Source organism: Frigoribacterium sp. R86507 (assembly GCF_044597695.1).
Lineage (GTDB): Bacteria > Actinomycetota > Actinomycetes > Actinomycetales > Microbacteriaceae > Frigoribacterium.
Genome location: NZ_CP139002.1, coordinates 3,101,673 through 3,127,924, shown reverse-complemented (window position 1 = coordinate 3,127,924; position 26,252 = coordinate 3,101,673). Strand labels below are relative to the sequence as shown.

The window sequence follows — 26,252 nt, the reverse complement described above, 5'->3', positions numbered from 1 at the left end:
CCGCCTACGGGTTCATCCGCGGGTCCTCGGTCGGGTCGCGGAACATCGGCGGGCAGCCCTGGTCGGCGGCCTCGGGGCGCAGCTCGTAGTGCCACGACTCGTTCTCGTAGATCTGGCAGAGGCCGTACGCGGCCCCGTTCCCCGAGAGCCACGACGTCGCGTCCCACGAGCCGACGTCGACCGCGTCGCCGTGCACGTGGGCCGACGTCTCGGGGGTCGCGACCCAGCGGGCCGCCTCGGTGCGCGAGCCGTACCGGACCACCGCGTCGTCCAACAACTGCTCCTGGTAGGCGGCCGACCGCCAGCCGCCGTTCACGACGACCACGACGTCGGCGGCGGTCGCGTCCGTCGTGGCGCGCTGCAGGGCGTCGAGGAGGCGCGGGTCGAGTCCCGAGACGGCCGGCACGTCCTCGTCGAACGGCGAGGTCCCGGGCGGGACGACGCCGCCCGCCTCGCCGGTCGCCTCGTCCCGACCGAGGGCGGCACCGACCGCGGCGGTGCCGAGGAGCCGGCCCGCGCCTCCTGGTCCGTCCACCGTCGCGGCGCGGGAGACCGCGACGGCCATCGCGAGGAGGACGACGAGCGAGAACGCGAGCGCGCCCGCGACGACGGCCAGGACGACGGCGGGGCGTCGTCGGTACCGGGCGGGGACGGGACGCGTGGAGGGCGACGTATCGAGGTTTCGCATGCCCCTCAGTCGACGGGATCGACCGTCGCAGGCCCGTATGCGTTTCTCGATACGCGGACGATACGGCCCGGCTCGTAGCATCGGGACGTGCGTGTGCTGATCGTCGAGGACGAGCCCCTGTTGGCCGAGGCCATCCGCGACGGACTCCGTCTCGCGGCCATCGCGTCCGACGTCGCGGGCGACGGCGACACCGCCCTCGAGCTGCTGAGCGTCAACGAGTACGACGTCGCCGTGCTCGACCGCGACGTGCCCGGGCCGTCGGGCGACGAGATCGCCGAGCACCTCGTCGCGACCGGCAGCGGCACGCCGATCCTCATGCTGACGGCCGCCGACCGCCTCGACGACAAGGCCTCGGGCTTCGAGGCGGGGGCGGACGACTACCTCACCAAGCCGTTCGAGCTGCGCGAACTGGTGCTGCGGCTGCGCGCGCTCGACCGGCGACGGGCGCATCATCGGCCGCCGGTCACCGAACTGGCGGGCCTGCGCGTCGACCCGTTCCGTCGAGAGGTGCACCGTGACGGTCGCTACGTGGCGCTCACCCGCAAGCAGTTCGCCGTGCTCGAGGTGCTCGTGGCGGCGGGTGGCGGCGTGGTCAGCGCCGAGCAGTTGCTCGCGCGGGCCTGGGACGAGAACGCCGACCCCTTCACGAACGCCGTGCGCATCACGGTCTCGGCGCTGCGCAAACGACTCGGCGAGCCCTGGGTGATCGCGACGGTGCCGGGCGTCGGCTACCGGATCGAGGCCGAGCCGGTCGGCATCGCTCCGGTCGGCGTCGCTCCCGTCGGTGTCGACCCCGTCGGCGTCGCTCCCGTCGGTGTCGACCCCGTCGGTGTCGACCACGTCGAGGAGGCGCGGGGTCGTGGGTAGGACGCGCGGCCCCAGCGTCCGCCTGCGTCTGGCCCTCAGCTATGCCGCGGTCGTCGTGGTGACGGGGGTGCTGCTGCTCGGCGTGGTGTGGTTGTTCCTGTTGCGCTACGTCCCGCAGGAGTCGCTCTCGGGTGTCACGGCGGGGTTCGTGCCGAACCGGGGCGACCTGACCCGGGCGTTCCTGCCGCGGGCCGTGGGTGCGCTGGTCGTGCTGCTCGCTGTCGGGCTGCTGGGCGGCTGGCTGCTCGCGGGGCGTCTGCTCGCACCGCTCGACCGGATGACCGGGGCGGCGCGACGGGCGGCCGAGGGGCCGCTGTCGCACCGCATCGCTCTGCCCGGCCGGGCCGACGAGTTCCGCGAGCTCGCCGACGCGTTCGACACGATGCTCGAGCGGCTCGAGGACCACGTCTCGGCGCAGCGCCGGTTCGCGGCGAACGCCTCGCACGAGTTGCGCACGCCCCTCGCCATCTCGAGGACCCTGCTCGAGGTCGCGCACGACGACCCGGCGGCGGACGCTCGGGTGCTCGCGGGTCGACTGCGTGAGGTCAACGACCGGGCGATCGACCTGACCGAGGCGCTGCTGGTGCTGAGCCGGGCCGACCAGCGGTCGTTCGACCGGTCGCCCGTCGACCTGTCGCTGCTGGCGGACGAGGCCGTGGAGCTGCTCGCGCCTGTCGCCGATGCACGGGGCGTCGCCCTCGAGGTCGAGGGCGAGGTGGCGCCGACGGCCGGGTCACCCGCCCTGCTGCGTCAGGTGGTCACGAACCTCGTGCACAACGGCATCGTCCACAACGTGGCGGGGGAGCGGGCGGGCTCCGGGGTGGCGGAGTCGGCGGTTTCAGCGCCCGAAGTCGGGTCGGTGGCCGCTCGATCGGCGGCGTGGGTGTCGGTCGCTGCGGCCCCGCGCGGTGCCGGGGCCGTCTTGGTCGTGGAGAACTCGGGGCCGGTCGTGTCGCCGGATCTCGTGGCGACGCTGGTCGAGCCGTTCCAGCGCGGCGACGCCCGCGTGCGGGGCGACCACCAGGGCTCCGGGCTCGGTCTGGCGATCGTCGACGCGATCGTGCGCGCCCACGACGGGACGCTCGAGGTGCGGGCCCGGGTCGGCGGCGGCCTGCGGGTCACCATCGAGCTGCCCGCCGGGTCGGTCTGACGGGCAGGCGGGCCGGCGGGCCGACAGCGCGCGGCTGACAGGTCGTGTCGGATGCAGGCATCCGTTCCTCGGGGTCTGGTGAGCACGGTCGGCGTCGGGGCCGGGAGGGTGAACGGACGCGCGGCACGGCCGAAGGCCCCTCCCGAGGCGAGGGGCCTTCGTGTGCCGCGCGGTGCGCGGACGACGAATCAGCGGTGGTCGTGGTCCGCGTGGTCGTCGTTGTCGTAGTACTCGCGGCTGCCGGACTTGGCGAGGCCACGGGCGATCATGTAACCCACGGTGAGGATCGTCGCGTAGAGCCAGACCTGGTCGGCGCCGAAGCCCTGTCCGTCGTCGCCGTTGTCGGTGACGGCGGCGGCGATGAACATGCCGACCAGGATGACCACGTAGACGATGAACTCGGTCGTCTTGAACGCCGCCTTCGTCTCTGTGGACAGGCGGGTGGTGCGGCCGTTGCGGGCGGTGCCGGTGGTGTTGTTGCTCATGCTGTTTCTCCTCGGGTTCCCCTCGGACGACGAAACGGCCGTCCGGGCGTGACCACGACGCAACCCGCGCTACAGGTCACACGACCTGATCGGTTCAGCTGCTTGCGCACCGGGCAGGTCAGCAGATCACATCTCGGACACCGAGAAACGCGGATCTTCGGGCATCCCGCACCCGAAGAGAAGTCCGCGCGTTGCCAACCGATCCTGGCGCAGTTGTCAAGGCCCCCGGAAAATCGCCGAAACGATGATCAGTCCGTACAGGAGGAGGCCTTTCGACATGGACGAGTGGCCGTCGCGCGCCGCTGCCGACCGGTTCCCGGTGCCGGACCTGCCCCGGTCGGCAGCGCCGGCATCACCGAGAGCAGTGACCAAGCTGTCGAGGACACCGCCGCCGGCAGCGGCCACAGCTGGGCAAGGACGCGAATGGCCTCCGATGGCCCGGGCTCAGTTCCGCGTGTCCTCCGGGGTGCTCGCGTCGTCCGCGGGTGTCTCGTCGACGTCGGGGATGACGAGCAGCTCGGAGATGCGGCGTCGGTCCATCTGGGTCACCTGCAGGCGGGCGCCGTCGATCTCGACGACGTCGCCCACGGCCGCCAAGCGCCCGAGGGTCTCGATGACGTAGCCGGCGACGGTGTCGGAGGCGCTCTCGGGCAGGTGGATGCCCGTCGCCTCCTCGAAGTCCTGGAAGTTCAGACGGCCGTCCACGATCCCGCCGCCCGCCTCGAGGTCGGCGGCCGCGAACTCCGTGTCGTACTCGTCGAAGATCTCGCCGACGACTTCCTCGACGAGGTCCTCGAGGGTGACGATGCCGTCGGTTCCGCCGTACTCGTCGACGATGACGGCGATGTGGTGGCCGTCCGCCCGCATCGAGGTGAGCGTCGGGAGGACGCGCGCCGTGGCCGGCAGGTACGAGATCGTCCGCACGATGTCGCGGACCGGTGTCGCGGGGTCCTTCGTGATCGCCTCGAACAGGTCGCGGACGTGCACGAAGCCGATGATGTCGTCGATGGACCGGTCGATGACCGGGTAGCGCGAATACGGCTGGTCGTGCACCTCGCGGGCGGCGTCGCTGACGCTCCCCGTGCCGTCGACGGCCGTGACCTCGGGGCGGGGGCGCATGACCTGGCTGAGCTGCCGGTGCCGGAGGGAGAGCACGTCGTCGAGGATGCGGCGTTCGTCCTCGGGGAGGCCCTCGTGGCTCGAGACGATGTCGCGCAGTTCCTCCTCGGTCATCTCCTCGCCCGTCTTGTGCGGGTCGCCGCCGAGCATGCGGACCACGAGGTTGGTCGAGATCGACAGCAACCAGATGACGGGGCGCATGAGCACGGCGAACACCGCGAGGACGGGGGCGACGGCGTAGGCGAAGGAGGCGTTCCGCTGGATCGCGAGCCGCTTCGGTGCCAGCTCGCCCAGCACGAGCGAGAGGTAGGCGATGAGGAGTGTCAGAACGATGGTGGCGACGGTGGAGGCGGCCTGTTCGCCGAGTCCGAAGCCTACGAGAAGGGGCGTGACGGACGGGGCGATGGAGGAGGCGCCGTAGGCGGCGGACGCGAACCCGGCGACGGTGACGCCGATCTGCACGGCGGCGAGGAACATGTTCGGGTCGCGGGCGAGGCCCGCGACCTTCTCACCGCGCTTGCCGCGCGCGGCGATCGCGTTGACCTGGCTCTCGCGGAGGGTGACGAGCGCCATCTCGGTGGCGGCGAAGACACCGCCGACCAGGACGAAGACGACGACGAGGACGATGTTGAGGAGCAGGTCGCCGTTCATCGGGCGGGGAGGTCGATCGGCCGGGGGGTGCCCGGGGTCGTCCGGGCGCCCGGACTATGGCAGTCGGACGAAGGATCTGAGATGCGCGTCATGAATCGAGATTACGCACCCATCTCCTGTGCCCGACCCAAGAGCACGCCCGTGACGGTGCGAACGGGCTCCTCACCGAACCTCACGGTCCGGGTCGTGGACCGGTGGGGGGTAGCGCAGGGAGGAGTGAGGTGCGGAAGGGGCGACGAGCTCTCGTGCCTCGAGGCACGCCGCGATGAGGCTCCGGCTCCACAGGGAATAGGTGCGGGTGTACCGCTCCTGCCGCGACTGGGGGACCCAGAGTCGGTCGGTGAGCTCCGGCGGGAACGGGATCGCCGTCGCGCGCGGGTGGGACCGGAGGGCTTTCCTCGTCCGGTGGTTGAGCAGCGTCGAGCGGTATCCGGCTGCGAGGCGGGCTGATCGGCTCAGACTGCCGGCGTTCTCGAGCGGGGGGATCTCCGCGACCGCGACGTGTGCATCGAGGGGAAGGTGGTCGAAGAGGGCTGTCAGCATCTCGTCGAGGCCCCGGTGCCACCGCGCCGCCGAGGTCAAGGTCAGGCAGTCGGAGATCCCGGCCAGGACGACGATGAGATCGGTCTTCGCGATGTCGCCGGCATGCCTGCCCACGAAGGCTCGTCCGTCGTCGATGTGGTCGCCGGCAAGCGTGGCGACCGACCATGCGCAGCCCCGTCCCGTTCGCTAGTGGTGCTCTCGAGCGATGTATCCGGCGATCGAGAGTTCGGGGGTCACGACCCCGAGGCTGATCTCGCCTCGTTCACCCATCACCATGATCCGGTCCGGGTCCGCCCCCGGGACCTGCCCGTACGGCTCGTCGTCCGGGTAGATGTCACCGGAGCGGTCGGCTCGGCGGAAGAAGAACTCGACCCAGTGCACGGCAGCCGCCGCCAGACGGAGTGGCTTCGCTGCAGGAGAACCGTTCGTCATATGGACCTCGTCATCCGATCGGTCGTCGAACGCAGCGGCGGCGCCCTGCGGGGGAGGCGCGGTTCGCCGTCGAGAAGAGCGGGCATCCGGCGGTTCAGGTGCCGGATGCCCGCTCTCGTCTGCTCGACCGCCAGGCGGTACGGCTGTGGCAGCGACCACGAGAAGAGGCAGAACCGGTCCCCGGGGAGCGCAACACAGTGCGACGTGCCATCAGCGGGGTCTCGGCCGACGACCTGACCCTAGCGGCAACGAACCCCCGCGTCGATGGGGACTTCGCCGGGCTCGGCCGCGAGGAGCACACCACCCCCCGCTGTGAGCGGGATCGGTGAGGGCGCGATCGTCGAAACCGCGCGAGCGGTCGCCGTCGTGGAGGTGGCCCATGGGCATCCTTCTCTGGCCGGCGGGTGGAACGGGGAAGGGGAGTGGCGGGTGCCTGGAGGTTCGGGTTCCAGGCACCCGCCGGGTGCAGTCCCGTCGGGAGGACCGCTTGCATCCTCGAGACCAACGGGTGAGATCACGAGGGTGCAAGTCAGGGGCGACCGGAGCCTGATGCCGGGGCACCGGTCGTCGGGGTGTCGTTCAGGCCTGTTCGGGGCGGGGCCGGTCGTGGCCCAACTCGAGAACGGAGGAAGGTGACTTCAGACCGTGATTCGGGCAGGGCTCGCGCTCGGGGGGTGCCGGCTGCCTATGGTCTGGGGTGGCCGAATTTCACGGTAGGGCCGATGACCACACGACCGCAACCCTCTCTCGTCCTCACCGGAGCGGGAAGGGGGCGGGCAGGACGTCGAGGAGCGATCAGGCGGGGGGGATTGCACAACGGGTGATCAGGGGCTTCCCGTCGGCGACGTCGATGTGTCATGCTCTGGGGCCATCGGCTCTCGCCAAGACCTTGCGACCCCGTCAGCGACACCGCGAGATCGGTCCTGATGCACACCTTCAACGAACCCCCGTCGGCTCATGGTTGACCTGTCCCGCACCGATGCCGGACTGGTCGCCCTCGCCCGGGCGGCCGGCGACGAGCCCACCGACAGGGCCTCGGATCTGACCTCGCCCTTCGTCGCGGCCTTCGGGGTGACCGGTGCTGCCGTCTCGTCTCTCGGCGATCCCCTGGGTGTCGAGACCCTCTCGGCCTCCGATGCCCGCTCCGCCCGGTGGGAGGAGATCCAGCTGGACCTCGGGGAAGGGCCGGCGTGGCAGGCCGCCGCCTCCCACCGGGCGGTCCTGGAACCCGATCTGCGCTCGGCAGCCGGCGAGGCCTGGCCGTTCGCGTTGTCCGCGCTCATCGCCGAGGGACTCTCCGCGGTGTATTCCTTCCCGCTCTCGGTCGGCACCATCCCCATCGGGGTGCTCGACCTCTACGACGACACCACCCACACCTTCGACCTCGCCCACACGTCCGACGTCCGACGGATGGCCGCGATGGTGGGCAGGACGCTCCTCGTCCGGGGGATCGAACAGGCGGCCACGCAGGGCGACGCCGCCGCGCCTCCTGCGACCTTCAGCCGTCGCGAGATCCACCAGGCCACCGGCATGGTGATCGCCCAGGCGTCCGTCTCGCCCGACGACGCCCTCCTGATGCTCCGCAGCCACGCGTACAGCACGGGCACGACGGTCGACGAAGCCGCCCAGCGGGTCCTTGACCGCACCCTGACCTTCACCCAGCCCACGACACCCCGAGGGGGCCCCGTCCCATGAGCGCCACACGACAGACCCACCGAGAACGATGCCTCGTCGACGCGTTCGTCACGGTCGCCGACAGCCTCGTCCACGACTACGACCTCATCGGCCTGCTGCAGTCCCTCGTCGACCGGTCCATCGGGCTGTTCGACGCGTCGGCGGCGGGCATCGTCCTCGGCAACGCCTCCGACGGGTACGACGTCGTCGCGTCCACGAGCGAGCGCAGCCAGTTCGTCGGGCTGATGCAGCTGCGCGCGGAGGAGGGTCCGTGTGTGGAGGCCATCACCTCGGCGCGGGTCGTGTCCGTCGGTTCTCCCCGTGAGATCCAGGAGCGGTGGCCGGCGTTCGCGGCGATGTCCGAAGGGCTCGGCTTTGTCTCCGTCCACGCGATCCCGTTGCGGCTGCGGGACGAGACGATCGGTTCGTTGAACCTCTTCCGCGACCACGAGGGCGGGCTGAACGACGCCGACGCCGTCGCCGCGCAGGCCTTGGCGGACGTCGCGACCATCAGCATCCTGCAGGAGCGGGTCGTCTCCGATCTGTCGGTGACCAAGCAGCAGCTGCAGCGGGCCCTCGACAGTCGCGTCCTGATCGAGCAGGCGAAGGGTTTCGTCGCGCACACCCACGACCTGGACATGGAAGCCGCGTACCGGCTCATCAGGCACCAGGCCCGCACGACCCAGACCAAGATCGCCGAGGTCGCCCGAGCCATCGTCGAGGACGGTCAGGTCCTCGAGCTGACCGACCCGCCTCGAGCTGACAATGCGCCCGCACCGGCGCGGACGGAAGGGTCCGGGGTCTAGCCTCGACATCAGCGCCCCGAGACCCAGGCCGCGATCTGACGGCCCGTCCCGCATTCGGCGGGCGCCGTCGCAGCCCCCGTCCGGGCGAGCGCGCCCTCCGCCCTCCCGCCTTCGACGTCGGCTGACCACGCGAGCGGAAGGCGGGCACCATGACGACCACCACGACGGCCACGACCCTGTCCGCGACCGGACCCGTCCCGGCGGACGGCCACGCGCCTCCCGGGCTCCGACCCACCGTGGCCGGCACGCCGTCGACGCCGGTGAGCACGTATACGACCCTCCTGGCCCAGGTGCGCGACGCCGGGCTGATGCGCCGGCGGACGGGCTTCTACGTGACGGCGTTCGTGCTCGTCACCGTCTGCCTGGCAGCCGCCGTGACCGGGTCGGCCCTGCTCGGAGACAGCTGGTTCCAGCTGCTGATCGCGGCGGCCCTCGGCGTCATCTTCACCCAGTACGCGTTCCTCGCCCACGAGACGGCGCACAAGCAGGTGTTCGAATCGGGCCGTGCCAGCGAGCGGGTCGGTCGCGTGCTCGCCGCGGGCGTGGTCGGCATGTCGTACGCCTGGTGGATGAGCAAGCACACCCGTCACCACGGCAATCCCAACACGGTGGGCAAGGACCCCGACATCGCCCCCGACGTGATCGTCTTCCGGGAAGAGGACGCGGTCGGCAAGACCGGCGTCGCCCGGTGGTTCGCGCACCGCCAGGGGTACGCGTTCTTCCCGATCCTCCTGCCTACGGCATCGTGATCCGGTACCTGAACCGGGTCGGGCTCGCGACCGGGGGCGACGTGTTCGACTGCCCGGCCGCGACCCGGCTACGACCTCGATGAGCCCCCGTCACCGAGACCGTCGCGGCTAGTTCGTCGGGACCACGTCCCAGTGCTCGCGGATGAGGCCGTCGTCGACGCGGAACAGGTCGGCAGCGAGCAGCGGGTCGCCGAGTTTCGCGCCGACCGCCTGGGAGAAGGTCCAGACGATGTCGCCGTCGGAGAGTGAGAGGACGGACTGCTGCGCCGGGAACTGCGCACCGCTGCCGAACAGTTGCTTCAGCGCCGCCGTCCCGTTCGGGGCGACCGGGTTGTGCTGCAGGTAAGCGGGGTCGAAGGCGCGGTCGAGGACCGACGGGTCGTGGTCACGGAACAGCGTGTCGTACGCCGACACCGCGAGGACGCGATTGCGTTCTTCCTGACGCTCCGACGGCGCGGCGGTCGGACGGGCCGGCCGGTACAGGTCGCTGAACATGGTGTTCGTGTTCCCGCTGGCCGGTGTGCCGGTCGGAACGGGCTGCTCGAGCGACCAGCGCTCGACGATCCGGCCGTGATCGAGCCGGAACAGGTCGACGGCGGCGTCACCGCGTCGTTCGTTGCGCGGGTCAGGGGTGATCTGCCAGTGCACCGCGACGAGGTCTCCGTCGGCTGCGACGCGCTTGATCACCGCGTGAGCACCGGGGACGCGGGTCCGGTCCGCCGCGAACTGCGCGAGGAGTCCCTGCGGCCCGGCGGTGGTCCCTGCTCCGTGCGCGACCGCGCTCGGTGAGACGAACCGCGCCGCGAGCTGCCGGGAGGACGTGCTGTCGGGATCGGCGAAGGTCTGAGTGACGAGCGTCCGCACGGCACAGGCATTGCGGTGTTCGGTGGTGGTGTCCCGCCGGTCGGCGGCAGCCGTCACGGTCGGCTTCGGTGTGGTCCCGGGAGCAGCGGCTGCCGGCGTGGAGACGCCGAGTCCGGCGAGGAGGGCGGCTCCGGCGAGGACGGCCGTGCCGCGGGCGAGGCGGCTGGATGCGACGGACATGAAGGCTCCTTCAGCGATGGTCGGCGGGTGATCGCAGCATCGCAGCAAGGCCCGTCGAACGGAGGTACGCACTTTCTCGTAAGCCACTCACGTGGATGTCGGAATCGTGGGACCGCCTGCACCGCCCGCGCAGGATCGGGACGCTCGCGAACGCTTCCGTGCGGCGTGTCCTACGCGAGTAGTGCTCACACGCGTCACGAACCGGTCCGAGATCGCAGGCGGACTTCTGCGTCCGCACGACCCTCCAGAGCGCGGCCGCCACGGCACCGACCGACCCCGACGGCGCGCTAGGGTCCGGGCATGACGCGTCGTGCCTTCCGGACTTCCCGCCTCGTCCTGGCTGCTGGCTCGGCCTTGTCGGTCGTGGGCGTCGTCGTCCTCGCCGTGGCCTCGACGCGACCCGTGTCCTTCGGGTGGTTCGCGTACGCGCCCTCGTCGGACACGACGTTCACCCCTGACGGTGTGCACCTGTTCTCGACCGCGAGCCTCGTGGGCGCGGGCGTCCTCGTCCTCGGCTTGCTCGTGCTCGCCGCATGGCTCGGCTACCGACGGGGTGTGCGCCGCCGGCCCTGACGCGGCGACCGGCGAGGTCGGTGATTCCGGTTATCGACATCGATTACGTCAACGCATTGCCATACGTGCATGCATCTGGTGTCATGGACCCATTCACCCGCTGAGAGAGGCATCACCATGGCTGACACCGAAGTCCACGCAGAGCACACCGTCACGGAGCACGAGCACGGCAGCGCCTGTGGTCACGAGACGGTGACGCACGACGACCACGTCGACTACGTCCACGGCGACCACAAGCACGCCCAGCACGGCGACCACTACGACGAGCACTGATCGTCGGGCGCCGATCGGCACCGCGTGACCGAGGGCCCCACCGGCTGGTGGGGCCCTCGGTCACATTCGTCGGCGCTAATGTGTCCGTCATGAGCACCGATGCCCTCGAGTCCGCCGCGGAGCTCTTCAAAGCTCTCTCATCGGCGTCGAGGCTCCGCCTCCTCCGTCGCCTCGGGCAGGGCGAGGCTGGGGTGACAGCCCTCGTGGAGTCCTCGGGCCTGGCGCAACCGCTCGTGTCGCAGCACCTGCGAGTCCTCCGATCGGCAGGCCTCGTCGAGGTCACCCGTGTGGGTCGCGAGGCGATCTACTCCGTCAGCGACCGGCACGTCTCGCACATCGTCGACGACGCCGTCGAACACGTCGGCGAGAACTCCTAGAGCTGCGACGCGGGCCGAAGGGTTTTCTGATGCGGACACCTGAAGGCTCCGCTCAGGATGCCGCCGTCTCGTCCATCGCGAGTTGCAGTGCCAGTTCCATGCAGCGCAGTCGGGCCGGGGAGAAGTCGTAGGGCATGCTCCGGATGATGTCCCCGGCGCTCCTCGCGCGGGAGTCCCCTGCCGTCTCGGGGGCCGGTGCCGCGTCGGCGTCCTCGAGGGGGTGCCTCTCGTCCCAGGCGTCGAAGATCGCGTCGTCCTCGTCGGGCTGGCCGGACTCCTCGATCATGCCCAGCAGCCTGGTGTCGAAGGCATGACGTTCGGCCGCCACCTGCGCGACCCGGGGATCGTCGACGGCGACCGAGTCGTCGAGCGCCTCCTCGGCGGCGTCGACGCGGTCGGACTCGGCGCGGAGCTCGGGATGGAGGGCCAGCACGAGGAACCGGCTCGCCTGGAGGACGGCACCGAGCGGACCGAAGATCCGCTCGGTGACCAACAGCGTGTCGAGGTCGTCCTCGCGCAGGGAGCCCTCGGGTGCGGCCTCGAGACGGGTGGAGACGATGTCGTCGAGCAGCCCCAGACGACTGCCGAGCGTTCGCATGCGCCGAACCGAGTCCCGCTTCCGGCGCAGCTCGTCCTCCTGCGCCTCGAGGGCGTCTTCCAGTCGGGCCAGAACGGCGGCGACCTCGTCCGTGCCGTCGGACACGCCGGTGTGAGCGCCGTCGGCCCCGCCCGACGCGGCCCCGGCGAACGCGTCGCGGATGTCCTCGAGGGCGATCCCGGCGTCGGCCATCCGTCGGATCCACAGCAGCCGGATGATCTCGGCGTAGCCGTAGCGGCGCCTGCCGTCGGCACCCCGCTCGCGCTCGGGCAGCAGGCCGATCTGGTGGTAATGGCGGATCGCCCGGGGAGTGATGCCCACGAACGCCGCAGCGTCACCGATCAGGACCTGACGGGGCGGAACGGGGATGGAGTGCATGGCGGGCCTTTCGATGCGGGACGAGGCGGAACGTGCTTCGAGCAGACCACATGACGCTGCGGCACCTGCAACCCGAGCGGTCCCGGAACGCCGACCCCGACTCGACGTCGTGAGGGTCGCTCGCCGAACGGAACGCTGCTAGCTTCCCTGCATGACCTGGCCCGTCGTCCACATCTCGCGCGCGTTCGACCACGACGTCGCCGCCGTCTCGAGCGTCGCCGGCGACCCGGAGAACCTCCCCGCGTGGGCGGCCGGTCTCAGTGCCGGCATCCGTCAGGACGAGGGGCGGTGGATCACGGACTCACCCATGGGGGTCGTCGAGGTCGCGTTCACCGGGCCGGTCGAGCTCGGCATCCTCGACCACGACGTGACCCTGCCGGACGGATCGGTCGTGAGCAACCCCTTCCGTGTCGTGGCCAACGACGAGGGCAGCGAGGCCGTCTTCACCCTCTTCCGCCGTGACGGCATGTCGGAGGCTGACCTCGCGTCCGACGCTCACCTCGTGCGCGGTGACCTCGATCGGCTGGCGACGCTGCTCGACGAGCGGTTCCCTCGCGGCCGCTAGGGGATCGGATCGCGGCCGCACGCGGAGAGGAGCCGTCCCCGCGCGCGGCGGCGTCCCGCCTCAGGCGCGCCAGCCCCGGCGCTGCGCTCGGACGGCGAACACGATGCCGACCACGGGGACGACGAGGTAGCCGACCAGGACGACGAGGTGGGTGCCGCCGAGTCCCGCCGAGGCCATCACCGTCGCGGCCGCGAGGGCGAGGAGGGCGACGCCCGCGCAGGCGAGCCAGGCGGCTGCCTTCTCCCGTCGGGTCCAGGCCCGGGCCTGGCTGACGAAGACGAGGCCGGCGAGTGCGCCGACGACCGGCACCAGGAGTGAGCCGGCGATCAGGACGACCACCGCGACGATCGAGAACGTCCGGCCGGGAGGAGGCGCGTCCTGGCTGACGAGGGGAGCCTCGGTGGCGGTCTCGGCGCGCGCTTCGGCCGCGATGAAGGCGGGATCGCCGAGCTGCTGGATGCGAGCAGCCGCGGCCTCGGCGTCGAGACCCCGGAGTTCCTCCGTGACGCCGGTGACGATGTCCCGGTGCAGTTCCGCCGGGAGCTGGCCGAGCTCGGTGTCGAGCTGGGCGAGGTAGGCCGTCGTGATTTCGGGCGTGTTGTCAGTCACGGGTGTCTTCTCCGATGAGTCGGTGGACCGAGGCGGTGAACGGGGCCCACTGGAGGCGGAAAGCGCTGAGCTGGTCGCGTCCGAGGGGAGTGAGCCGGTAGTACTTGCGGACGGGGCCCGTCGTGGACGGCTGGTCGAAGGCGGTGGCGAGACCTTGGGCCCGGAGGCGACCGAGGACGGGGTAGAGCGTGCCGATGCTGGCGACGAGGCCGGCCTCGACCAGCTGCTCGGAGAGTTGCCAGCCGTACATGGGCTCACGGTCGAGCAGTCCGAGGATGCAGTACTCGACGACGCCCTTGCGCAGTTGGGCTCCCACATCCGCTGTCATGCATCACAAGCTACCTTGCGGTGCAAGACAAGTCAAGGCATTCCGGTGTCGGACGGCCGCCGAGGGCGCGGCCCGTGACGCGTGCATGGTGGAACGCGTCCGAGGCGCGTATCAGGTCACTTCCCCGTCTCGCCCTGCTGCGGGAGACGTTCGTCGGCGAGCATCGCGAAGACGAGGGTGTCGGTCCATTCGCCCTTGCTCCAGAAGTCCTGCCGGTGGTGCGCCTCCTGCCGCATGCCGACCCGGGCCGCGAGGCGTGCGGAAGACGTGTTGCGGGCATCCATCTGCGCGGTCACGCGGTGGACGTCGTCGCGCGCGAAGGCGAGCTGCAGCGCGGCCGCGACCGCCTCGCCCGCGTACCCCCGGCCTCCGTGCTCGGGATCGAGCGTCCACCCGATCTCGAGCGTGCGCCGTTCCTGCTCCGTGCGCCACAGCGACACCGTGCCGATCACCGAACCCTCCCGCTCGACGACGAGCGCGAGTGCCGCCACGGGCTCGGCCAGGTCCGTCCGGCCCAGGCGCCGCGCGAGCTGTGCCCGCCCGGACTCGACCGTCCAGGGCTCCTCCAGGAGGTACCGGGCGACGTCCGGTCGTGAGTAGATCGAGACGAGTCGACCCAGATCGCCCTCCCGGTGCAGGCGGAGGGTCAACCGGGCAGTCGACGCCAGCGTGTCCGTGTCCATGACCTCGATCCTCCCGCATCACCGGTCACGACCACCCGACGGATGCTGCGGCTGCGAGCCCGGGGCGGCCTGCCGTCTACATTGGGCCAGGCCCCCACGGAAGGAACCCCCCCATGAGCATGGAAGGCGCGGCCTGGAGCTCGCTCTACAAGATCTCGTCCGCCCGGGACGGAGGGCACGGCATCTCGCGCGAGTCCGTCCGGCGGATCATGACGTTCGCGGTGCCCTACCGGTCGAAGCTGGTGATCTTCATCGCCCTCTCCGTCGTGGGCGCCTTCCTCGCGGTCGCGACGCCCGTGCTGGCCGGCCGGGTGGTCGACGTCATCGTCGCGCAGGGCGAACTCGCGACGATCGTGCGGCTCGCCGTCCTCATCGCCGTCGTGGCGCTGGCCGACGCCGGCGTCTCGCTCGTGACCCGCTGGTTCTCGGCCCGCATCGGCGAGGGCGTGATCCTGGACCTCCGCACCGCCGTCTTCGACCACGTGCAGAAGATGCCGATCGCGTTCTTCACCCGCACCCGGACGGGCGCCCTCGTGAGCCGCCTCAACAACGACGTGATCGGCGCCCAGCAGGCCTTCAGCGGCACCCTCTCGGGCGTCGTCACGAACGTCGTGGCCCTCGTCCTCACCCTGATCGTCATGCTCAGCACGTCCTGGCTCGTGACCGTCCTCGCCGTGGTCATGCTCCCGATCTTCCTCGTGCCCGCGCGGCGCATGGGCAGCCGTCTCGCGGCCCTCCGCCGCGAGGCCGCCGACCACAACTCCGCGATGAGCACGCAGATGACCGAGCGCTTCTCCGCGCCCGGCGCCACCCTCGTCAAACTGTTCGGCCGTCCCGACGAAGAGGCCGAGGAGTTCCGCGTCCGCGCCGCCCGCGTCCGCGACATCGGGGTCCGCACCGCGCTGCTGCAGTTCGTCTTCGTCACGGCGCTGACGCTCGTCTCCGCTCTCGCCCTCGCGCTCGTGTACGGGCTCGGCGGTGCCCTCGCGCTCGCCGGTCAGCTCGACACCGGAGAAGTCGTCACCCTGGCGCTCCTCCTCACCCGCCTGTACGTGCCGCTGACCGGTCTCGCGAACGCGCGGGTCGAGATCATGAGCGCGGTGGTCAGCTTCGAGCGCGTCTTCGAGGTCCTGGACCTCGAACCGCTGATCCAGGAGAAGCCCGCTGCCGCCTCCGTCCCCGAGGGCCCGGTGAGCGTCGAGTTCGACGACGTCCGCTTCGCGTACCCGTCCGCCGACAAGGTGTCACTCGCCTCCCTCGAGGAGGTCTCCACCCTGGACACCCGTGGCGGCGAGGAGGTGCTGCACGGCGTGTCCTTCCGGATCGAGCCGGGACAGACCGTCGCCCTCGTCGGCACGTCCGGTGCCGGCAAGTCCACCATCGCGCAGCTGATGTCGCGTCTCTACGACGTCGACAGCGGCGCGGTGCGCCTCGCGGGCACGGACGTCCGCGACGTGACCTTCGCCTCGATGCGTCACACCCTGGGCATGGTGACGCAGGACGGCCACCTGTTCCACGAGACCATCCTCAGCAACCTGCGCCTCGCGAGGCCGGAGGCGACCGACGACGAGGTGTGGGACGCCATCCGCCGTGCGCGGCTCGAGCCCCTGATCCGGTCCCTGCCGGACCAGCTCGACACGATGGTGGGAGAGCGCGGCTATCGGCTCTCGGGAGGCGAGCGTCAGCGGATGACCATCGCGCGCCTCCTGCTGGCGCAGCCCCGCGTCGTCATCCTCGACGAGGCGACCGCGGCGCTGGACTCGACGTCCGAGGCCGCCGTCCAGGCGGCCCTCAGCGAGGCGCTCGAGGGGCGGACGGCCCTGGTCATCGCGCACCGCCTGTCCACCATCCGCAGCGCGGACCAGATCCTGGTGGTCGAGGACGGCTCGATCGTCGAGCGCGGCACGCACGACGAATTGCTGGCCGCGGCCGGACGCTACGAGGAACTGCACCGCACGCAGTTCGCCGTGCAGAAGGACGTCGCGGCGGACGAGCAGGCGCCGAGCGGGCGGTAGCCCTACTCCGCGGGCGGCCCGTCGACGGGTGCGGCCCGGCGCCGCCGCAGCACGAGTGCCGTGCCGCCCGCGAGCAGGCCGGCGGCGAGCGCGCCGACGCCGGCGACCTGTCCGCCGGTGAAGGCGAGGTCACCGTCGGCGGCGGGTCGTGTCGTGGCCGAGGGGCGCGGCGTCGAGCCCGCCCCCGCTCCGGCGCCGTCCGTGGGTGCGGGGGAGGGCGCCGTGTCGGGGTCGGTCGGCACCGCGGTCGGGTCGTCGGACGGCGGCCCCGGGTCGACCTCGGCCCCGGGCATCGACCAGGTCCCCGCGGCGAAGGTCACCGGCACTGTCGCCGCCACGACGACCGTCGACGGGATGCCCGACTCGACGACGAGGCACTCCAGCGAGAGCGTCGCTCCGCCCTCCTCGACTCCGCCGGCCACGACCTCCTCGAACGAGATCGCCATCGGCACCTCGACCGGCTGCCCCGCGGTCACCGCGACGCTCGGAGACGTGACGACCGTCGCGCCTCCTGACGTCACCGAGAGGCGGGCGGCGTCGTCCGCGTCGGCCGGGCAGCCCGCGGCGAGCAGTGCCGAGGCGAACGACGGATCGGCGCGCGCGTCGCCCGACACGATCGCGGTGCCGGCGGCGTCGCGCAGCACGAGCGGCGCGGGTTCGGCGGGTGCCGGCGCCGGGGCGGCGACAGCGGAACCGGGTCCGGCGAGGCCCGCGACCGTGCCGGCGGCGAGGGCCGCCGCGACGAGCAGGGCCCGTCCGGAGGCGCGCGAGGGGAGTCGACGGACGGCCGGGACGGAGGCGCGCGAGGGGAGACGACGGACGGCGGGGACGGAGGAGGGCATCGGGACCTTCGGTGGGTGCGGTGGGCCCCCACGGCGGGGAGCGCGGGGCGACGCCAGGACTGTCGCGCACCCGGGGGAACGGGTCGTGAACGCCGGGTGTCGCACGCGTCCCCGACCGTTGGCCTGCGGTTCAGACCCGCTGCCTACGGTCGGAACGCCCGCCCGACGAAAGTGATGCCATGTCCCTCGACCCCCGCCCCGAGCAGTCCGCCCCGACCGGTGACGCGTCCTCCCTGCCCGAGGTGGACCGGAGCGCAGCCACCCGGTCGGGCGTCTCGCGCCGGACCTTCCTGGGGGCGTCCGTCGCCGCGACCGTCGCCGTGGGGGCGACCGCCCAGGGGCTCGGGGCCGCGGCCCCTGCCCGAGCCGCGCAGGCCGCGCCGCTGCCGTCAGCGCCCGCCGTCGTCGACCCGGCCGCGCTCTCGTGGTTGGTGTTCGACCACCACGTGCACTCGGTCTACTCGCACGACGCGAAGTACCCCATGACGACGATCCTCGACCAGGCGCAACGCTTCGGGGTCGACGCGATCGCCTTCACCGAGCACAGCAACAAGGGCCACGCCAACGTCGGCGGGGTGTTCAACGCCGCCCGCGAGATCGAGACCGCCCGGGCGGCGCGCCCCGACCTGCTCGTGCTGCAGGGGCTCGAGTGGTACATCCCCGGCGCCGAGCACGCCACCGTGCTCGTCGCTCCCGGGCCCGCGACGACCCGCGTGCTGCGCCGCTTCGAGCTCGACCACGACGGCAAGCTCAACGGCTGGGAGAAGCCGCGCCCCGGCACCGACGACGCCGCCGAGTGGCTCGTGCACGCCACCGACGCGATCGCCTGGCTCGGCGCCCAGAAGAGCGCGGGCGTCGTCGACGACGTGATCGTCCTGGCGAACCACCCGAGTCGCCTCGGCATCGACTCGCCCGGTGAGCTCCGTGCCTGGCAGGACGCCGACCCCGAGGTCTTCGTCGGCATGGAGGGCGCCCCCGGCGCCCAGGCCGGCGCGATCGCCGCGAACGCCACCGAACGCTCGCGGCGGGGAGAGTACGAGAACGCCCCCAGCGAGTTCTCGTTCCCTGGCTACCCCGCCGCGGCCTACCTGACCCACGGCGGCTTCGACTGGACGACGGCGGTCGTCGGGGGCGTGTGGGACTCGCTGCTCAGCGAGGGCCGGCGCTGGTGGGTCACCTCGAACAGCGACCTCCACCTCAAGGAATCCGACTCGACGCGCGTCGGCGACTTCCCGACCGGGCCCGGCTGGGAGGCCGGCGCCACGCTCGCCAACTTCGACCGTGCCGGCCGTCGACCCGACCCGGTCACCACGGCCACGCCCCAGAACGGCGCCGACTTCTGGCCGGGCGAGTTCACCCGCAACCACGTCGGCGCCGTCGACCGGTCGTCCGCCGCCCTGCTCGACGCGATCCGTGCCGGACGGCTCTGGGTCGACCACGGGCACCTGGTCGCCGGGCTCTCGGTGGTGCTCCGGGCCACCGGTGGTCAGGAGGCGCAGGCCACCCTGGGCGGGACCCTCACCGTCCCGCGCGGCACCGCCCTCGAGCTCGTGGTCGACGTCGTGCCCACGACGACGCCCACCTCGCGGGGCACCGTCCCGCGGCTCGCCCACCTGGACGTGATCCGCGGCCGCGTCACCGGGCCCGTGGCCGACCGTGACGAGCAGCGCGCGCCCGGCACCCGGGTCGTCGAGCTGCTCGACGTCGCCGACCGCTCCGCCGCTCCGTTCCGCGTCGTGGTGCCGCTCGAGCCCGCCACCGAGGACGGTTACGTGCGCCTCCGCGGCAGCGACGGCCGGGTGCACGGCGTCGGCCCGCTCGGCGCCGAGGTCGACCCCCGCGCGCCCCAGCCGTACCCCGTCGCCCCGGCCGACCCGTGGGCCGACACCTGGCTCTACGCGAACCCGATCTTCGTCAGCGTGCGCTGAGCCGACCGCGGCTCACCCCTGGGGGCCGTCGTCGCGACCGACCCACGTCACGTCGCGGGCTGACACCGCGGGCACCACCAGGCCCGACGCGTGCGCCCGTCCGGCGTCGGCGGGTCGTCGCGCGCCTCCACGCGGGTGCCGCAGCGCAGGCACGGGCGTCCGGCGCGACCGACGACCCAGTGCGTCTCGCCGCGGCGGGTCCGTCCCGTCGTGACCTGGTAGGCGCCGGGCGTCGTGGCCGAGAAGCGCAGGGCGCGCGCGGCGACGTCGACGAGCTTCACCAGGTCGACCTCGCCGATCGGCGTGGCCGGGTGCACCCCGCGGAGGTAGCCCACCTCGTTGACCCAGAGGTTGCCGAGGCCGGCCATCGGACGTTGGTCGAGCAGGGCGGCACGGACCGTCACGCCGGGCAGTGCGGCCAGGCGACGTCGCGCCTCCTCGGGGTCCCAGTCGGGGCGCAGCGGGTCGGGGCCCAGGTGGCCGATCAGGGCGTGCTCGTCGCGGGTCGGCACCAGGTCGACGACCGGCAGGTCGACGCCCCAGAGGGTGTGCCCGTCGTCGAGCCGGGCCCGCACGCGGACCTGCCGTTGCAGTCGCGACGGCAGGACTCGGCCGGGTCGGGTGAGGGTCCACGACCCCTGCATGCGCAGGTGCGTGTGCAGGGTGGTGGCGTCGTCGAAGCGGGTCAGCAGGTGCTTGCCGTGGGTGTCGACCTCGACGATGCGCCGACCGGCGAGCGACTCGCCCGCCCGGCCGCCCGACCGCAGCTCGCCGTCGACGACGACGCGGTCGACGAGCGAGGGACGGAGGCGCGCCGCCAGCAGGTGGACGCTGTCACCCTCGGGCATGCCGCGATGCTACGCGGCGTGCCCCGGGGCGACCGCCGCGACGAACTCGATCTCGACCCGGGCGCCCTTGGGCAGGGCGGCGACCTGGTACGCGGCGCGGGCCGGCAGCACCCCACCGTCGAACACCTCGGCGTAGGCCTCGTTCACGACGGCGAAGTCGGCGATGTCGGCCAGCAGCACCGTCGTCTTGACGACCAGGTCGATGCCCGACCCCGCGGCCTCGAGCACGGCGGCACCGTTGCGCAACGACTGGGCCGCCTCGTCGCGGACGTCCGGCCCGGCGAACTCGCCCGTGGCCGGGTCGATCGGCAGCTGGCCCGACACGAAGACGAGGTCGCCGACGCGGACGGCCTGCGAGTACGGGCCGATCGCGGCCGGAGCCGCGTCGGTGTGCACGGCGCGGAGGGGGTTCGGGTCGAGGGTCATCGTCGTCCTCCCAGGACGGTCAGGGCCGCGTCGATCGCGGCCGGGGTGGTGGTGGCATGGACGCTGAGGCGCACGCGGTCGTCGCCGTGGACGGTCGCCGTGACGCCGGCGGTCTCGAGTCGCGCGCCGACGGCGGCGGCCTCACCCGAGGCCACGCCCGCCACGACGAGTCCTGCCCGCCGCGATCGGTCGACGGGGGAGAGCACGGGCACCCGGGCGGCCTCGAGTCGGCCGACCAGGTCGCCCGCCGTGTCCGCCACGCGGGACGCCACGACGTCGACCCCCACCGACTCGAGCTGCTCCAGCGCCGTGGCCAACGCCCCCGACGCGAACGGCGACCCGTTCGTCACCGACAGGCGCTGCGCCCCGGGCAGCGGGGCGTGCGGCACGCCGTCGTAGCGCGAGGCACCCTCGACGCCCGTCCACCCCCCGAGGACCGGACGGAGGCGCGCGAGGGCCCGCGAGGACAGCGCCACGAACCCGGTTCCCCAGCCCGCGCGCAGCCATTTCTGGCCGCCGACGACGAGGGCGTCGGCGAGGGTCCAGTCGGCGTCGAGGACGCCGAACCCCTGGATGCCGTCGACGACGAGCAGACGGTCGCCCACGGCCTCCCTCAGCCCGGCGAGGTCGGCGACGGTGCCGGTGCGGAAGTCGACCGCGCTCACCGCGACGGCCACGGTGTCGGGCCCGACCGCGTCGGCCACGCGCTCGGGCGTGACGGGCGCGAGTGGCTGCCTCGGGACGACGGGCAGCGGCCGGACCGTCGTGAGCCCTGCCTCTTCCGAGCGCCACCACGCGTACAGGTTCGACGGGAACTCGGCGCTGCTGACCACGACCTCGCCCCGGGGCAGGCCGAACGCGATCTGCATCAGCCCGAGCGACGTGCTGCCGGTGAGGGCCACCGCGCCGCGGTCGAACCCGGTGAGGCGCGAGACCGCGGCGAGGGCACGCTCGTCCTCGGCGTGCAGCCCGGACGAGGGCACGCCGGCGCTCGCCGCGGAGGCGAGGCGGCCGATCGTCTCGACGACGTCCCGCGACGGCGGCCCGTAGCTGCCGAAGTTCAGGTAGCCGACCGGCTCGGCGAACGACGCGAGGTAGGCGTCGAGCGCCGAGCCGGGGGCCGTCGCTGGGCCCGAACCCGTCGCCGTGCCCGACGTCACGCCAGCACCCGCTGCAGGAACTGCTTCGTGCGGGCCTCGCGCGGGGCGCCGAGCACCTGCTCGACCGGCCCCTGCTCGACGATGCCGCCGTCGGCCATGAAGACCACGCGGTCGGCGACCTCGCGGGCGAACTGGATCTCGTGGGTCACGACGAGCATCGTCATGCCGTCCCGGGCCAGGTCGCCCATCACCTTCAGCACCTCGCCGACCAGCTCGGGGTCGAGGGCCGAGGTCGGCTCGTCGAAGAGCAGGAACAGCGGCTTCATCGCGACGGCCCGGGCGATCGCCACGCGCTGCCGCTGCCCGCCCGAGAGCTGGCCGGGGTAGGCGTCGACCTTGTCGCCGAGGCCCACCCGCTCGAGGATCTCGACGGCCTCGCGCCGCGCCTCCTTCGCTGACCGGCGCTGCACGCGGACGGGGCCCTCGAGCACGTTGCCCAGCACCGTCAGGTGCGGGAACAGGTTGAAGTGCTGGAACACCATGGCCGTGCGTGCCCGCTGAGCCGAGAGCCGACGCTCGCTGAGCTCGTGCAGCTTGCCGTCGCGCAGCTCGAAGCCCATCGGCTCGCCTCCGACCCAGACCTCGCCCGCGTCGGGTTCCTCGAGCCGGTTCAGGGTGCGGAGGAACGTCGACTTGCCGGCGCCGGACGGGCCGATGATGCAGACCACCTCGCCGCTGCGCACCGTCATCGAGACGTCGCGCAGGACCTCGTGGCTGCCGTACGACTTGCCGATGCCGATGGCCTCGAGGACGGGGGCTGCCTCGGCGGCGGGACCCGCGCCTCCTGCGTTCGTCGTGTCGGTCGTGGTCACGGGGTGCTCCTCACGAGGGGGGCGCGGCCGAGGTCGGCGGCGACTTTGCGGCGGAGGGCGCGGGCGTTCGGCGGCCCGCCGGGGCGGCGGTCCTGCCGGTCGAAGCTGCGCTCGAGGTAGAACTGGCCGACGCTCGCGACGCTGACGATGACCATGTACCAGATGGCCGCGGCGATCAGGGTCTCCATCACCTGCAGGTTGAACGAGGCGATGTTGTTCGCCGCCTTGATCAACTCGAGGTAGCCGATGACCGACGCCATCGCCGTGCCCTTGAGCATGTTGATGAAGTCGTTGCCTGTCGGCGGGATGATGATGCGCATCGCCTGGGGCAGCACGATGCGGGCCATGCGCTGCATCGGGGTCTGCCCGATCGACTGCGCGGCCTCGATCTGACCGCGGTCGACGCTCTTCAGCCCGGCGCGCACGATCTCGGCCATGTAGGCGCTCTCGTTGAGGGCCAGGCCGAGGAAGGCGGCGACGAAGGTCGTCATCACGTCGTTCGTGCTGACGTCGAGGAACACCACGTCGGTGAACGGCACCCCGACGGTCAGGCGCGGGAAGATCAGCGCCAGGTTGTACCAGAGCAGGATCTGCAGCAGCACGGGCAGGCCGCGGAACAGCCAGGTGTAGCCGGCCGCGAAGGCCTGCGCGACCGGGTTCTTCGAGATGCGCATCAGGGCGATGACGACGCCGATCACCACCGCGCTCACCTGCGCGACCACGGCGAGCACGATCGTGCCGACGAGGCCCTGCAGGATGATCGGCGACACCAGGTAGTACGGGATGTCGCGGTACGAGATGTCGCCCTGCGACGCCCCGTAGACGAGGGCGACGAGCAACACCACGATGACGACGGCGCTGACCCAGCGGCCCCAGTGCTTCAGGCGCACCTGGGGCAGCAGCTCGCGAGCACCCGAGGAGGCGCGGGTCGTGTCGCCCGGGTCGGTTCCCGTCGGTCGTGCGGTCGCCACCTACTTGCCGCCGTTGACGGTGGCCTCGGTGACGCTGCCCGAGGTGATGCCCCAGGCGTCGAGCACCTCGCCGTAGGTGCCGTCGTCGATCAGCGAGTCGAGGGCCGCGGCGATGGCGTCGCGCAGAGCTGCGTCGTCCTTGTTGACGCCGATGCCGTAGGGGGCGCCGTCGATGACGTCGCCGGGGACGACCTCGAAGGCCTGGCCGTCCTGGGCGGTCTTCGAGATGTAGACCGCGCTGGGCAGGTCGTTGACGATGGCGTCGATGCGGCCGGTGCGCAGCTGCGTCTGGTTCTGGCTGTCGCTGTCGGTCACCGTGATGTCGAGCGCCTCGTCGCCGTCGGACTCGCACTGCGTGCTGGTCGCCTCGGCGAACTCCTGCTGGCTGGTGCCGGTGACGACGGCGATCGACTTGCCGCAGAGCGCGTCGGGGCCGGTGATGTCGTCGGGGTTGCCCTTCTGCACCATCAGCGTGATGCCCGAGGTCAGGTAGTCGACGAAGTCGATCGCCTGCTGGCGTTCGGCCGTGTCGTTCATCGCGGCGATCGTCACGTCGACGCGGCCGGACTGCAGGCTGGTGATGAGCGAGCCGAAGTCCTGGTTCTGGTACTCGACGTCGAGGCCGAGCTTCTTGCCGACCGCGGTGATGAGGTCGTGGTCCGAGCCGATGACGGTCGAGCCGTCGGCCGCGTAGAAGTTGTTCGGCGCGGACTGGACGTTCGAGCCGACGACGAGCGTGCCCTTGTCCTTGATGTCCGCGGGCACCTGGGTGGCGAGGGCGTCGTCGACCTGGACGGCGTCGAGCAGTGCGCTCGTGTCGGGGATGGTCGAGGACGACGACGACGAGGCGTCGCCGGGCTGAGGCGCGCTCGGGCCGCTGCACGCCGTCAGGCCCAGGGCCAGGACGGCGCCCGTGGCGACGGTGCCCCAGAGGGCGGAGCGGGAGCGGGTTCGGGTCATGGTCGAGCCTTTCGTGAGCATCGTCGGTCATCGCAAGCTAGCCGAGTGATCGGCCGGGTGAGAAGAAATTATCACAGTGCGACGATTTCGTTACATGCCGGTAACCTGGACCCATGTCGAGAGCCAGCAGCGCCACCGTGGTCGACGCGAGCCGCGTCCTGCGTGCCGAGTTCGAGCCCTATCTGCCGCTCATGGACTTCTTCGCCGAGTTGCTCGGGCCTCGGACCGAGGTCGTGCTGCACGACACCAGCGACCTGAGCCGGTCGATCGTCGCCCTGACGAACGGCCACGTGAGCGGTCGCAGCGTCGGCGGGCCGGCGACCGACCTCGTGCTCAAGGTGCTGCAGAACCACGAGCACGACGACCGCGACTACCTGGCGAACTACCTGGCCGAGTCCCGCACCGGCGGCACGTTCCGCTCGTCGACCTTCTTCATCCGCGACGCCGGTGGCGACGTCGTCGGCATGCTGTGCCTCAACATCGACGACGAGCCGTTGACCCGGGCCCGCGACCTGCTCGCGGCCATCACGGCGACGACCGGGTTGGTCAAGGGGGCGACCCTGGGCTCCGGCTCCGAGGCGGGCCCTGGCTCGGCGTCGTCGTCGTCGTCGGGGCCGGTCGCCGAGCGACTGAGCATGAACGTCGACGAGCTCGCCCTCGACGGGGTCGCCCGCATCGTCGCCGCCCAGGGCGTCGAGCCGCACCGCATGACGCCCGACGAGAAGGTCGCGGCGGTGCGCGAGATCGAACGGGCGGGGGTGTTCCTGCTCAAGGGGGCGGTGGCCCAGGTGGCCGAGGCGTTGCACGTGTCCGAGCCGACGGTGTACCGGTACGTGCGACAGGTCCGGCAGGGCGGCTGACGGGCGCTGCGCCGGCCTCGGCGTCGGTCACGCGGAAGTCGCACCACCGACTGGACGTCGCACCGCGGAAATGGACGGTGCGATGCTCAGTTCACGGTGCGACACGGGCGATGATCGCGCCGTGGGGCCTCGGCCCGGACGGTGGACCCGTCCGCGTGTGGGTCTCGAGCACGTCGAACCCGGAGGCGCGCAGCTCGTCCGCGAGGAGGTCGGGTGCCCAGCGCCACGCGGTCGCGATCGCGTGGTCGAACGGTTCGACGGTCGACCCGGTGAAGAACCCGACGAGCAACCCGCCGCCCGGTCGGAGGACGCGCGCGAACTCGCGGAGGGGGCGCCGGATGCTGCTCGGGTCGTGGTGGATCAGCGAGTACCAGGCGAGGATGCCGGAGAACTCGCCGGGCTCGTAGGGCACGGCGTCGACGTCGCCGAGGTCGAACGAGACGTCCGGGTGGGCGCGGCGCGCGTGCTCGACGAAGGCCGGGACCTGGTCGAGACCGCGCACGTCGACGCCCCGCGCGGCGAGGTGCCCCGACCAGTGGCCCGGCCCGCACCCCGCGTCGAGCACGGGGCCCGCGACCGCGACCGCCCACGACGTGACCAGGTGCTCGTCGGCCGGGTGCACCGACGACATCGAGCCGAGGTGGTCGACGTACTCGCGGGCCCGCGCGGCGTAGCGTGCCCCGACCTCCGGTGTCATGTCCCGCATCCTACGAAGCCTGCCGCGCAGTCGGGACTCGCAGTCGAACCATCGATGGGTCGTCGAACCATCGTGTTCCGTGGTTCGACGACACATCGGTGGTGCGACCCCGACCCCGACCTCGACCTCGACCTCGACCTC

29 protein-coding genes and 1 pseudogene are annotated in these 26,252 nt (G+C 72.0%); 12 read left to right on the top strand and 18 right to left on the bottom strand.

Translation table 11 applies throughout. The features are described from left to right. Positions 1-4: 4 nt before the first annotated feature. The gene (locus tag SJY14_RS14805; RefSeq protein ID WP_396599296.1) at positions 5-688 is read right to left on the bottom strand and encodes a M15 family metallopeptidase; all 684 of its coding nucleotides are present in this window, start codon (positions 686-688) and stop codon (positions 5-7) included. 87 nt (positions 689-775) lie between these two features. On the opposite strand from SJY14_RS14805, the pseudogene SJY14_RS14800 reads away from it, so the two are divergent. Continuing rightward, positions 776-1,441: pseudogene (locus SJY14_RS14800) on the top strand (response regulator transcription factor); the annotation flags it as partial. A 106-nt stretch (positions 1,442-1,547) separates the two neighbouring features. Continuing rightward, positions 1,548-2,705 carry a sensor histidine kinase gene (locus tag SJY14_RS14795; protein WP_396599295.1) on the top strand — a complete coding sequence of 386 codons (1,158 nt, stop codon included), beginning with the start codon at positions 1,548-1,550 and terminating at the stop codon, positions 2,703-2,705. A 188-nt stretch (positions 2,706-2,893) separates the two neighbouring features. Here the strand turns inward: SJY14_RS14795 and SJY14_RS14790 are convergent, their stop codons facing one another. From SJY14_RS14790 to SJY14_RS14775, 4 genes are all read right to left on the bottom strand, one after another. Beyond that, complete coding sequence (locus SJY14_RS14790; protein ID WP_071257077.1) at positions 2,894-3,190, bottom strand: hypothetical protein; 297 nt, start codon at positions 3,188-3,190, stop codon at positions 2,894-2,896. Positions 3,191-3,634: 444 nt separating this feature from the next. After that, the gene (locus SJY14_RS14785; protein WP_071257080.1) at positions 3,635-4,960 is read right to left on the bottom strand and encodes a hemolysin family protein; all 1,326 of its coding nucleotides are present in this window, start codon (positions 4,958-4,960) and stop codon (positions 3,635-3,637) included. 162 nt (positions 4,961-5,122) lie between these two features. Then, positions 5,123-5,617, bottom strand: coding sequence for a hypothetical protein (locus SJY14_RS14780; RefSeq protein WP_396599294.1), 495 nt, complete (start codon positions 5,615-5,617; stop codon positions 5,123-5,125). Between the two features lie 72 nt (positions 5,618-5,689). Next, positions 5,690-5,935 carry a hypothetical protein gene (locus tag SJY14_RS14775; RefSeq protein ID WP_143048726.1) on the bottom strand — a complete coding sequence of 82 codons (246 nt, stop codon included), beginning with the start codon at positions 5,933-5,935 and terminating at the stop codon, positions 5,690-5,692. Positions 5,936-6,892: 957 nt separating this feature from the next. Between SJY14_RS14775 and SJY14_RS14770 the strand changes: the two genes are divergently transcribed. From SJY14_RS14770 to SJY14_RS14760, 3 genes are all read left to right on the top strand, one after another. Then, entirely contained in the window at positions 6,893-7,630 is a 738-nt protein-coding gene (locus SJY14_RS14770; RefSeq protein WP_083396501.1) for a GAF and ANTAR domain-containing protein, read from the top strand. Then, entirely contained in the window at positions 7,627-8,415 is a 789-nt protein-coding gene (locus SJY14_RS14765; RefSeq protein WP_396599293.1) for an ANTAR domain-containing protein, read from the top strand. The genes SJY14_RS14770 and SJY14_RS14765 overlap by 4 nt, the downstream gene beginning before the upstream one ends. A gap of 149 nt (positions 8,416-8,564) precedes the next feature. Then, a complete protein-coding gene (locus SJY14_RS14760; protein WP_396599292.1) occupies positions 8,565-9,164 on the top strand; it encodes a fatty acid desaturase in 600 nt (199 codons plus the stop codon). A gap of 108 nt (positions 9,165-9,272) precedes the next feature. On the opposite strand, the gene SJY14_RS14755 is transcribed toward SJY14_RS14760, so the two are convergent. Then, positions 9,273-10,208 (bottom strand): nuclear transport factor 2 family protein, encoded by a 936-nt coding sequence (locus SJY14_RS14755; RefSeq protein WP_396599291.1) that lies wholly within the window; start codon positions 10,206-10,208, stop codon positions 9,273-9,275. Between the two features lie 300 nt (positions 10,209-10,508). On the opposite strand from SJY14_RS14755, the gene SJY14_RS14750 reads away from it, so the two are divergent. The 3 genes from SJY14_RS14750 to SJY14_RS14740 all read left to right on the top strand — a co-directional run bounded on the left by SJY14_RS14750 (position 10,509) and on the right by SJY14_RS14740 (position 11,431). Beyond that, on the top strand, positions 10,509-10,781 hold the full coding sequence (locus SJY14_RS14750; protein ID WP_396599290.1) for a hypothetical protein: 273 nt from the start codon (positions 10,509-10,511) through the stop codon (positions 10,779-10,781). Positions 10,782-10,898: 117 nt separating this feature from the next. Next, a complete protein-coding gene (locus SJY14_RS14745) occupies positions 10,899-11,054 on the top strand; it encodes a zinc transporter permease (protein ID WP_396599289.1) in 156 nt (51 codons plus the stop codon). Positions 11,055-11,143: 89 nt separating this feature from the next. Continuing rightward, the gene (locus SJY14_RS14740) at positions 11,144-11,431 is read left to right on the top strand and encodes a helix-turn-helix transcriptional regulator (RefSeq protein WP_055970778.1); all 288 of its coding nucleotides are present in this window, start codon (positions 11,144-11,146) and stop codon (positions 11,429-11,431) included. A 52-nt stretch (positions 11,432-11,483) separates the two neighbouring features. On the opposite strand, the gene SJY14_RS14735 is transcribed toward SJY14_RS14740, so the two are convergent. After that, the gene (locus tag SJY14_RS14735) at positions 11,484-12,407 is read right to left on the bottom strand and encodes a MerR family DNA-binding transcriptional regulator (protein WP_396599288.1); all 924 of its coding nucleotides are present in this window, start codon (positions 12,405-12,407) and stop codon (positions 11,484-11,486) included. A 151-nt stretch (positions 12,408-12,558) separates the two neighbouring features. Here SJY14_RS14735 and SJY14_RS14730 point away from each other — a divergent pair, with 151 nt between their 5' ends. Beyond that, the gene (locus tag SJY14_RS14730) at positions 12,559-12,972 is read left to right on the top strand and encodes an SRPBCC family protein (protein ID WP_396599287.1); all 414 of its coding nucleotides are present in this window, start codon (positions 12,559-12,561) and stop codon (positions 12,970-12,972) included. 60 nt (positions 12,973-13,032) lie between these two features. Here the strand turns inward: SJY14_RS14730 and SJY14_RS14725 are convergent, their stop codons facing one another. The 3 genes from SJY14_RS14725 to SJY14_RS14715 form a co-directional block, all read right to left on the bottom strand. Then, the gene (locus SJY14_RS14725) at positions 13,033-13,581 is read right to left on the bottom strand and encodes an HAAS signaling domain-containing protein (RefSeq protein ID WP_071257095.1); all 549 of its coding nucleotides are present in this window, start codon (positions 13,579-13,581) and stop codon (positions 13,033-13,035) included. After that, positions 13,574-13,909, bottom strand: coding sequence for a PadR family transcriptional regulator (locus SJY14_RS14720; protein ID WP_071257097.1), 336 nt, complete (start codon positions 13,907-13,909; stop codon positions 13,574-13,576). The genes SJY14_RS14725 and SJY14_RS14720 overlap by 8 nt, the downstream gene beginning before the upstream one ends. Positions 13,910-14,025: 116 nt before the next feature. Continuing rightward, entirely contained in the window at positions 14,026-14,592 is a 567-nt protein-coding gene (locus SJY14_RS14715; protein ID WP_396599286.1) for a GNAT family N-acetyltransferase, read from the bottom strand. 113 nt (positions 14,593-14,705) lie between these two features. Here SJY14_RS14715 and SJY14_RS14710 point away from each other — a divergent pair, with 113 nt between their 5' ends. Then, positions 14,706-16,607: an ABC transporter ATP-binding protein gene (locus SJY14_RS14710; protein WP_396599285.1), complete on the top strand. Its 1,902-nt coding sequence runs from the start codon at positions 14,706-14,708 to the stop codon at positions 16,605-16,607. A 2-nt stretch (positions 16,608-16,609) separates the two neighbouring features. Here the strand turns inward: SJY14_RS14710 and SJY14_RS14705 are convergent, their stop codons facing one another. Continuing rightward, positions 16,610-17,449, bottom strand: coding sequence for a hypothetical protein (locus tag SJY14_RS14705; protein WP_396599284.1), 840 nt, complete (start codon positions 17,447-17,449; stop codon positions 16,610-16,612). Positions 17,450-17,628: 179 nt separating this feature from the next. On the opposite strand from SJY14_RS14705, the gene SJY14_RS14700 reads away from it, so the two are divergent. After that, positions 17,629-19,377 carry a PHP domain-containing protein gene (locus SJY14_RS14700; protein WP_396599283.1) on the top strand — a complete coding sequence of 583 codons (1,749 nt, stop codon included), beginning with the start codon at positions 17,629-17,631 and terminating at the stop codon, positions 19,375-19,377. 47 nt (positions 19,378-19,424) lie between these two features. Here SJY14_RS14700 and SJY14_RS14695 read toward each other — a convergent pair whose 3' ends face one another. From SJY14_RS14695 to SJY14_RS14670, 6 genes are read right to left on the bottom strand one after another with little or no spacing between them, the layout of a single operon-like run. Beyond that, a complete protein-coding gene (locus SJY14_RS14695; protein WP_396599282.1) occupies positions 19,425-20,225 on the bottom strand; it encodes an Fpg/Nei family DNA glycosylase in 801 nt (266 codons plus the stop codon). Positions 20,226-20,234: 9 nt separating this feature from the next. Next, positions 20,235-20,651: a Rid family detoxifying hydrolase gene (locus SJY14_RS14690; RefSeq protein WP_071257107.1), complete on the bottom strand. Its 417-nt coding sequence runs from the start codon at positions 20,649-20,651 to the stop codon at positions 20,235-20,237. After that, on the bottom strand, positions 20,648-21,811 hold the full coding sequence (locus SJY14_RS14685) for an aminotransferase class V-fold PLP-dependent enzyme (RefSeq protein ID WP_396599281.1): 1,164 nt from the start codon (positions 21,809-21,811) through the stop codon (positions 20,648-20,650). Before SJY14_RS14685 ends, SJY14_RS14690 begins: the two co-directional genes overlap by 4 nt. Further along, positions 21,808-22,623 (bottom strand): amino acid ABC transporter ATP-binding protein, encoded by an 816-nt coding sequence (locus tag SJY14_RS14680; RefSeq protein ID WP_396599280.1) that lies wholly within the window; start codon positions 22,621-22,623, stop codon positions 21,808-21,810. The genes SJY14_RS14685 and SJY14_RS14680 overlap by 4 nt, the downstream gene beginning before the upstream one ends. After that, entirely contained in the window at positions 22,620-23,594 is a 975-nt protein-coding gene (locus SJY14_RS14675; RefSeq protein ID WP_083396505.1) for an amino acid ABC transporter permease, read from the bottom strand. Before SJY14_RS14675 ends, SJY14_RS14680 begins: the two co-directional genes overlap by 4 nt. Further along, a complete protein-coding gene (locus SJY14_RS14670) occupies positions 23,595-24,554 on the bottom strand; it encodes an ABC transporter substrate-binding protein (protein WP_396599279.1) in 960 nt (319 codons plus the stop codon). A 113-nt stretch (positions 24,555-24,667) separates the two neighbouring features. Here SJY14_RS14670 and SJY14_RS14665 point away from each other — a divergent pair, with 113 nt between their 5' ends. Beyond that, positions 24,668-25,414 carry a transcriptional regulator gene (locus SJY14_RS14665; RefSeq protein WP_396599278.1) on the top strand — a complete coding sequence of 249 codons (747 nt, stop codon included), beginning with the start codon at positions 24,668-24,670 and terminating at the stop codon, positions 25,412-25,414. A 91-nt stretch (positions 25,415-25,505) separates the two neighbouring features. Here the strand turns inward: SJY14_RS14665 and SJY14_RS14660 are convergent, their stop codons facing one another. Then, positions 25,506-26,111 (bottom strand): class I SAM-dependent methyltransferase, encoded by a 606-nt coding sequence (locus SJY14_RS14660; RefSeq protein WP_396599277.1) that lies wholly within the window; start codon positions 26,109-26,111, stop codon positions 25,506-25,508. Between the last annotated feature and the right edge of the window lie 141 nt (positions 26,112-26,252).

Bases quoted from the DNA above. Each gene is read 5' to 3' on its own strand.
- SJY14_RS14805 (WP_396599296.1), bottom strand. From the start codon at position 688: ATGCGAAACCTCGATACGTCGCCCTCCACGCGTCCCGTCCCCGCCCGG.
- SJY14_RS14790 (WP_071257077.1), bottom strand. From the start codon at position 3,190: ATGAGCAACAACACCACCGGCACCGCCCGCAACGGCCGCACCACCCGC.
- SJY14_RS14785 (WP_071257080.1), bottom strand. From the start codon at position 4,960: ATGAACGGCGACCTGCTCCTCAACATCGTCCTCGTCGTCGTCTTCGTC.
- SJY14_RS14775 (WP_143048726.1), bottom strand. From the start codon at position 5,935: ATGACGAACGGTTCTCCTGCAGCGAAGCCACTCCGTCTGGCGGCGGCT.
- SJY14_RS14770 (WP_083396501.1), top strand. From the start codon at position 6,893: ATGGTTGACCTGTCCCGCACCGATGCCGGACTGGTCGCCCTCGCCCGG.
- SJY14_RS14765 (WP_396599293.1), top strand. From the start codon at position 7,627: ATGAGCGCCACACGACAGACCCACCGAGAACGATGCCTCGTCGACGCG.
- SJY14_RS14760 (WP_396599292.1), top strand. From the start codon at position 8,565: ATGACGACCACCACGACGGCCACGACCCTGTCCGCGACCGGACCCGTC.
- SJY14_RS14755 (WP_396599291.1), bottom strand. From the start codon at position 10,208: ATGTCCGTCGCATCCAGCCGCCTCGCCCGCGGCACGGCCGTCCTCGCC.
- SJY14_RS14750 (WP_396599290.1), top strand. From the start codon at position 10,509: ATGACGCGTCGTGCCTTCCGGACTTCCCGCCTCGTCCTGGCTGCTGGC.
- SJY14_RS14745 (WP_396599289.1), top strand. From the start codon at position 10,899: ATGGCTGACACCGAAGTCCACGCAGAGCACACCGTCACGGAGCACGAG.
- SJY14_RS14740 (WP_055970778.1), top strand. From the start codon at position 11,144: ATGAGCACCGATGCCCTCGAGTCCGCCGCGGAGCTCTTCAAAGCTCTC.
- SJY14_RS14735 (WP_396599288.1), bottom strand. From the start codon at position 12,407: ATGCACTCCATCCCCGTTCCGCCCCGTCAGGTCCTGATCGGTGACGCT.
- SJY14_RS14730 (WP_396599287.1), top strand. From the start codon at position 12,559: ATGACCTGGCCCGTCGTCCACATCTCGCGCGCGTTCGACCACGACGTC.
- SJY14_RS14720 (WP_071257097.1), bottom strand. From the start codon at position 13,909: ATGACAGCGGATGTGGGAGCCCAACTGCGCAAGGGCGTCGTCGAGTAC.
- SJY14_RS14715 (WP_396599286.1), bottom strand. From the start codon at position 14,592: ATGGACACGGACACGCTGGCGTCGACTGCCCGGTTGACCCTCCGCCTG.
- SJY14_RS14710 (WP_396599285.1), top strand. From the start codon at position 14,706: ATGAGCATGGAAGGCGCGGCCTGGAGCTCGCTCTACAAGATCTCGTCC.
- SJY14_RS14705 (WP_396599284.1), bottom strand. From the start codon at position 17,449: ATGCCCTCCTCCGTCCCCGCCGTCCGTCGTCTCCCCTCGCGCGCCTCC.
- SJY14_RS14700 (WP_396599283.1), top strand. From the start codon at position 17,629: ATGTCCCTCGACCCCCGCCCCGAGCAGTCCGCCCCGACCGGTGACGCG.
- SJY14_RS14695 (WP_396599282.1), bottom strand. From the start codon at position 20,225: ATGCCCGAGGGTGACAGCGTCCACCTGCTGGCGGCGCGCCTCCGTCCC.
- SJY14_RS14690 (WP_071257107.1), bottom strand. From the start codon at position 20,651: ATGACCCTCGACCCGAACCCCCTCCGCGCCGTGCACACCGACGCGGCT.
- SJY14_RS14670 (WP_396599279.1), bottom strand. From the start codon at position 24,554: ATGACCCGAACCCGCTCCCGCTCCGCCCTCTGGGGCACCGTCGCCACG.
- SJY14_RS14665 (WP_396599278.1), top strand. From the start codon at position 24,668: ATGTCGAGAGCCAGCAGCGCCACCGTGGTCGACGCGAGCCGCGTCCTG.
- SJY14_RS14660 (WP_396599277.1), bottom strand. From the start codon at position 26,111: ATGACACCGGAGGTCGGGGCACGCTACGCCGCGCGGGCCCGCGAGTAC.